The organism is Streptomyces sp. NPDC000941 (assembly GCF_053599555.1).
In genome coordinates this window covers 116,771-122,770 of sequence record NZ_JBSFMM010000008.1, presented here as the reverse complement: position 1 = coordinate 122,770, position 6,000 = coordinate 116,771, and the positions used below count along the sequence as shown (strand labels likewise).

Annotated in this window: 5 protein-coding genes and 2 pseudogenes; 3 read left to right on the top strand and 4 right to left on the bottom strand. The window is 65.5% G+C overall.

Annotated elements, in window-relative coordinates:
- Positions 1 to 615, top strand: a 615-nt coding sequence (locus ACWDSL_RS05390) for a transposase (protein ID WP_450481932.1), incomplete at its 5' end; no start/stop codon positions are given.
- A gap of 688 nt (positions 616 to 1,303) precedes the next feature.
- On the opposite strand, the gene ACWDSL_RS05385 is transcribed toward ACWDSL_RS05390, so the two are convergent.
- The 4 genes and pseudogenes from ACWDSL_RS05385 to ACWDSL_RS05370 form a co-directional block, all read right to left on the bottom strand.
- A complete protein-coding gene (locus tag ACWDSL_RS05385) occupies positions 1,304 to 2,527 on the bottom strand; it encodes a hypothetical protein (RefSeq protein WP_450481930.1) in 1,224 nt (407 codons plus the stop codon).
- A gap of 208 nt (positions 2,528 to 2,735) precedes the next feature.
- On the bottom strand, positions 2,736 to 2,954 hold the full coding sequence (locus ACWDSL_RS05380; protein WP_450481928.1) for a hypothetical protein: 219 nt from the start codon (positions 2,952 to 2,954) through the stop codon (positions 2,736 to 2,738).
- A gap of 339 nt (positions 2,955 to 3,293) precedes the next feature.
- Positions 3,294 to 3,515, bottom strand: a pseudogene (locus tag ACWDSL_RS05375) (hypothetical protein); the annotation flags it as partial.
- A pseudogene (locus ACWDSL_RS05370) lies at positions 3,476 to 4,233 on the bottom strand (replication initiator). The pseudogenes ACWDSL_RS05375 and ACWDSL_RS05370, both read right to left, overlap by 40 nt.
- Before the next feature lie 683 nt (positions 4,234 to 4,916).
- Between ACWDSL_RS05370 and ACWDSL_RS05365 the strand changes: the two are divergent.
- Together ACWDSL_RS05365 and ACWDSL_RS05360 are read left to right on the top strand one after the other, a co-directional pair.
- The gene (locus ACWDSL_RS05365) at positions 4,917 to 5,378 is read left to right on the top strand and encodes a helix-turn-helix domain-containing protein (protein WP_450481926.1); all 462 of its coding nucleotides are present in this window, start codon (positions 4,917 to 4,919) and stop codon (positions 5,376 to 5,378) included.
- A 3-nt stretch (positions 5,379 to 5,381) separates the two neighbouring features.
- Positions 5,382 to 5,942, top strand: a complete 561-nt coding sequence (locus ACWDSL_RS05360; RefSeq protein ID WP_450481924.1) for a PIN domain-containing protein — start codon at positions 5,382 to 5,384, stop codon at positions 5,940 to 5,942.
- Positions 5,943 to 6,000: the final 58 nt, after the last annotated feature.

The following is a 6,000-nucleotide window of genomic DNA, read 5'->3' as shown; positions in this document are numbered from 1 at the left end:
ACCGGCCGATTCCGCGAGCACCACGCGTTCCTGGCCCGGCTCCATCTGGACCAGTACGACCAGCTCACGACGATGATCGACCAGCTCACCGGACGGATCTCAGAGGCGATGGCACCCTTTCGTGACGCTCTCGGCCTCCTCGACACCGTCCCCGGCATCAACCAGCCCACCGCCGAGGTGATCATCGCGGAGACCGGCGGGGACATGACCCGGTTCGCCTCCGCCAAGCACCTCGCGTCCTGGGCCGGGGTCTGCCCCGGCCACCACGAATCCGCCGGCCGCACCAAGAACACCAAGGTCCGGCCCGGCAACCCCTACCTCAAAGGCGCCCTCGGCCTCGCCGCCTTCGGCGCGGTCAGAACCAAGGACACCTACCTGCAGGCCCGCTACAAGCGGTTGACCGCCCGCCGCGGCCCGATGAAGGCCCTGGTCGCCGTCGAGCACTCGATCATCACCGCGATCTGGCACATGCTCACCGACAACGTCTCCTACCAGGAACTCGGCGGCAGCTACTTCACCCAACGCGACCCCGAACGCGCCACCCGCCGGGCCATCGGCCAGCTCAACCAGCTCGGCTACACCGTCACCCTCAACCCAAGGGAGACCGCAGCCTGACCGGCCCCCTGGACACCCGGCAGCCCGCAACGGCCACCGGGCACCCAGCTCTGCCCCCACCCACCCTGAACTGCTGCTATTTACGCGTCAGAGCTGGAAGTCGTCTCCGAACACTGCCAGGGGGCGTCGATCGAGCGTGGACCGCCGCACCTTCTCTCGGAGCCAATCGGCTACGCCCTGCTCCTGCCCCATGAGGAGCACGAGCTCACGCAGCTCGCCGAGAACCATGACCTTCTGACTCAGAACACGCTCGCACTCGTCGACGGCCGGTGGCGCGAAACCAGAAGCACAGATCTTCAAGGGCGGCGCGTGCGCGCCGCCGGGCGGACGGGCGCCCGCGGCCAACGCGCGCCAGAGCGTTCCAAGTCCGTGGCTGGGGCGGGCGGCCGAAGAGTCTTGAGCCACCTCCCCGGTTCGGGTCCCGCGTCGAGCAAGACCAGGGGGCCACTCGTGCTCATTGCGGGCAGGTCCAAAGCCTGCCCGAGTTGCCAACCAGCGTACGGCCCCCTGATCATGCTCGACCCCAAACCGGGCAGGCCACGGGCCCAACACTCTCCGACCACCCGCGCGCCAACCGCCATCAACGGTGGCACACGGGCCCCGGGGAGTGTCGGGGTTGACTACGACTATGCCGGAGCGGATGGGTTTGGGGATGTCTGGGTAGCGGGTCATGGGCATTCCACTGCGTTCAGTTCTGGACCTTCGCGCTCGAGACATGGCAGTCGTCGCACCAGAAGCAGTAGACGATTCCGCCCAGCTTGAGCTGTCGCCCGAAAGGCATTTGGGTGCTGTTCATGAAGGCGAGGAAACGCATGACTCCCGAGCATTCGGGGCAGCGAGGGTGAATTTCGGGCCTGATCCATTGCGGCAGTCCGCCCACTTGATGCGGGGGCTGCCCGGTCAGCCCCCGGGTGGTCACGCCCACCTGATTGGGGTGGAGCTCCAGGACGAGGGACCGCGCGCCCCGCGCGAAGCTGAAGTCAGGGTCGGCGAGACCTTGTGGACCGTAGTAGACCGTGGTCCTTCCCGGCTCTGTCCGCACGGTGGTCGATCCGACGTCTTCGCAGCCGCAGGTGTACCAGTAGAACGTCGGGTCTGCTGTCAGTTCGTAGGGGAGGTCCTTCGCTGACAGGGTCAGTAGGTGCCCGGCAGGTGTCTCGCACAGATGACACACCGGCACCTCGCCCGACATGGGAAGGGCGACCTCGTGCGGACTCCTGCCGTGTTCGGCGACGTACCCCATGTACGCGGGGGAGTGGCCGGCCGGCAGGGACGAGTCAGGCAGAGAACCCGAGAGTTCCAGCAAGGTCTGCCACTCCGGAGAGCCATCGAACTCGTCCCGGACGCCGAGCAGGGCTTGAGAGGCGAACGGGGTGCGCATGAAGGCCAGCTGGACCAAGTGGTGCGGATCCTTGGTGACCTCCCACTGGTCGAGCAACTGCCGGGCCTCGTGGTCGGGGGCTCCGGAAAGCAGGCCCAGCTGAATGTCGTCGTCGTGGATCCGGTCGGCGACGGACCGCAGCAACTCGGGACGGAACATGCCGATGTTGTAGATGACACTGGCCACGGGGGCGTCGGGGTCGCCCGCGGCCAGGTAGTCGTCGATGAGTCCGTGGAGGGTCTTCTCGGGAAGCCAGGGGACCAGTCGTGCCCCGGAGCGGACGAGTTCCTCGTGCTCCCTGAGCGCCTCCGCGGCCCGGGTCTTCTGCTCGGCGTACCCGGGCGTCAACCCCAGATACTGCGCGAGGTACCCGACGAGGTAGCGTTTGTCGGCCGCGATCAGTGCCTCGACAGCGACGGGCACGCCGTGCTCCTCCAGTGCGTAAAGGTACGCGAAGATCCGATCCCGCTTCCTGGGGCCGGAGAGACGGGAGTCGGTGTAGATCCTCCGGATTTCTTCGCTGGAACTCATTTCGCCTTCCCCCAGTAGTGCAGAAACATCATGTCGATTCCACGAGAGTAGTCGATGACTCCTTCTTCCACGAGCCGTTTGTAGTGCCGCGTAAAGTGAGCCACGTAGGCTTTGGTGAGCACCGGAGCCCGGGGCGTGATGTTCTCACCAGTTCTCGCGTATTCGCGACCCTAACCCGAATCGGTCGCCGTGGGTGTGACGCAGAGACTCAGCGCGTTATTTCGATGGCCCTGAGCCGTTTCGCAAACAAAGGAAACGAGGGGTCGAGCGTGAATGGCTCCCCCATATCGAGGATCAACAGCTTCCCGCCGCCTTGCAGGGCGAACATGTTCTCTACACGGGATTCCGTACCGGCGATATTTACGATACCGCCTATCCGCACAGTGCTCGCATAGACGGTCATGACTTTCACCAGTTCGCTGCGCATGTGAACCTCCGTTCGTCGGCTCAGCCGCTTACACGCCCGGAGGCCGCACGCCGTCAGTGCTGGACTCCGCATGCGCCGCCATCTCCAAGGCGAGCCCCGACACCAGCATCCTGACCAGGTACTGAATAGCCTCAGGCCGGACCGAACCGAGGCACACGAGCCCGTCACCGCCGACATTCACATCGGCTTTGAGCCCAGGAAAGTCCGATTCCAACCCCACCGCCCGCAGCTTCTCAGCGAGAGCATCCGAACCCCGCTTCGCAGCGGCCCACCCCCGCACATACGGCACTCCCGGAGCAAGATCTTCCGCGTGCCTTGCGCATACTCCTCGCGGGCCCGTCACCACTTCCTCCCCTCTGATTCGCTTTGAAGATCACGCGGACAGGAAAAGGCGAGCCTCAGCAGTTCCGCCATTCGCTCTGCCGTCTCCGGAGATACACGTCCGAGTTCGACAAATCCATGCCCGAAGGCGTTCAGGTCCGCCCGCAGGTAAGGAAAATCCCGTTGCATCCCCGCCGCCGTCAGCACGTCCCGCAGGGCCGCCGCAGCGTCACGAGCCGCGCGGTCAGCGTGGTCGAGTAGCGACGTGACTTGGTGGAGAAGTGGCCCCGGTAGCCGAGCATGTGCGCCCACCGCCGCAGCCGCAGCGACTTGAAGGGAGCCAAGCCACCGAGCCACCAGCACGTACCGATCATCCGGAGCGTGTGGTCCCGCAGGGCAGCGTGGCCAGATCGCTTGCATGATGGATGCGCCAGTCCACCGCGCCAGCGGACTCGGCGCCCTTCGTCGCGTACTTCGCGATGTAGCCCGCGACCGCCGCAGAGGTCAGCCGCTCCCCCGCCTCGGACGACGCGATGGCCCGCACATCAACCTGAGCCCCGAAGCGCAGCACCCGCCGCCCGACGACATCCACACCGAGGCCGGGAAGCCGGACCAGGCCGACCGCAACCCGCACGGCTCCCGCCAGCAGTCCAGTAGTCGCCCAACCGGGCGGCGACGCCCCCGGCCCCTCCGGACCATCGAGGCGAACCACGGCATGGAAATGCACCAGGCCGCGCCGCTGATACTCGGCAACCTTGGCGTACGACAGCCGCGCCACCTCGCCGAACTCCTCACGCGGCACCCCGATACGGCGCGCCAGCTCGCGGCGGAGCTCCATGACGAACCGGTGCCACAGCTGCCCGGCACGAGCCTGCCAGAGCACCGCGCCCGCGTAGTCGTAGTAGCGCGGACAGAGTGGCTCACCGAGTCGCGGATCGTCCTCCCCAAGCCCTGACATGCAGACCGTTTCGATCTTGAACGGTACGAATCTGCGCGGAGTCAGAGCGCGTCACAGCCGTCACGAGGTGAGGCGTCACGACTGTGACGCCCGCCGTGACGTTCGAGCCCAAAAAACGCCGTACAGGGCATCCAGCAGACCGCCGCCACGCCCCCTACCCCCCTTACCTTGCAGCTCAGGGCCCTTCACCTACCCCCTTGCTAGGGGCAAAGAGCCCACTGCCCGTGGGGAGCGGGCGACACCTGGCCGCCGGGGCGCATGACGGCGGGATCGGCAGAGGAGGACGGCTTCACCCGGCCGCAATGCGGGAGCGCTCAACGCACGCCCGACACACCCTGCGCCGCAAGGGCGCCCTGCCACTTGCTTCGCCCGGAGTCCCAGCTGTCACACCGGCTTCCACAGGCTCCGCCGCAGGTCAGAGGGATAGGCAACACTGGCCGCCATAATTCACCCGCTGGATCCGTTGCACTTGTTTCGAATATTGCGGATACTTCGATAGGTAAGGCAGCGCTGACCTTCACGACCAAGAGACCACTACGCCAACACCCACCGCCACCCCATGACAGCGAGCTCCGTCGCCGCGCCAACGACCACGGGGCCACGTGCCGTCACGCCAGCCCGCCGCCGCGCCAACGACGGCGGACTACCACTGGCGCCCATCTCTCACATCTAGGGGCGCACAAATGACGAAGACCGACATTCGCCCGGTGAAACTGCCGGACGACAAGCAGAAGACTGCAAACGATGCCCTCACTCGGGTCCGGGCTTACCTGGCAGAACACCAGGAGGCATCCCAGATCCATGTCACGGTTCAAGATGGAGGCGATCGTGAGCCCCTGGCCCTCCCTCGCGAGGCCGTAGAGCTCCTCGCATCACTTCTAGCGCACCTTGGCGCCGGCCGGGCCGTGTCCATCGTTCCGTCCGACGCTGAGCTCACCACTCAGCAAGCCGCCGACATGCTCAACGTGTCCCGCCCCTTCCTCATCGGCCTCTTGGACGCCGGAGAGATCGAGTACCGGACCGTTGGCTCGCACCGCCGAATCACCGCGTCGTCCCTGCTGGAGTACCAGCGCAAGGACGACCACCGTCGCCGACAGGTAGCTGATGAGCTCACCAGGCTCGGCCAGGAGATGGGAATGATCTAGGTCATGGCTTTCGTCGCCGTCTACGACGCCAACGTCTTGTATCCGAGCACCTTGCGCGACGTTCTCATTCGCGTGGCGCAGGCAAGGTTGGTGCAGGCAAAGTGGACGGACCAGATCCTCGATGAGGCCTTTCGCAACCTGAAGAAGAACCGGCCTGACTCAGATCCGAAGAAGTTAGACCGGACGCGAGAGCTCATGTCTGGCGCGATTCCAGACGTGCTGGTCAAGGGATACGAACGGCTGATCGACATATTTGATCTACCGGATGCCGACGATCGGCACGTCCTGGCCGCTGCCATCAAAGCAAAAGCACAGGTGATCGTCACATCCAACCTGAAGGATTTCCCCGCCGATAAGTTGTCCGCCTGGGATGTACAAGCCGTTCATCCAGACGCCTTCATCGAGGCACAGGTCGACCTCTCTCCCCGACGGGTGTACGGAGTGCTCACGCAGATAGCGGACTCGTGGGAGTACCCGCCAAACGCGGTGGTCGCCGATGTGATCGACTCCTTGGAGCGGGAAGGTCTGGTGGCGTCAGTAGCGGCGCTGAGAGCCTTGACCTAATGCCTTTACGCCGCGCCCCAGTCAGACCACACTGGGGCGCGGCGCGCCCAGACGGCCT

What these genes read in the sequence shown, in the direction of transcription:
- ACWDSL_RS05385 (WP_450481930.1), bottom strand. Translation starts at nt 2,527, where the DNA reads ATGAGTTCCAGCGAAGAAATCCGGAGGATCTACACCGACTCCCGTCTC.
- ACWDSL_RS05380 (WP_450481928.1), bottom strand. Translation starts at nt 2,954, where the DNA reads ATGCGCAGCGAACTGGTGAAAGTCATGACCGTCTATGCGAGCACTGTG.
- ACWDSL_RS05360 (WP_450481924.1), top strand. Translation starts at nt 5,382, where the DNA reads ATGGCTTTCGTCGCCGTCTACGACGCCAACGTCTTGTATCCGAGCACC.
- ACWDSL_RS05365 (WP_450481926.1), top strand. Translation starts at nt 4,917, where the DNA reads ATGACGAAGACCGACATTCGCCCGGTGAAACTGCCGGACGACAAGCAG.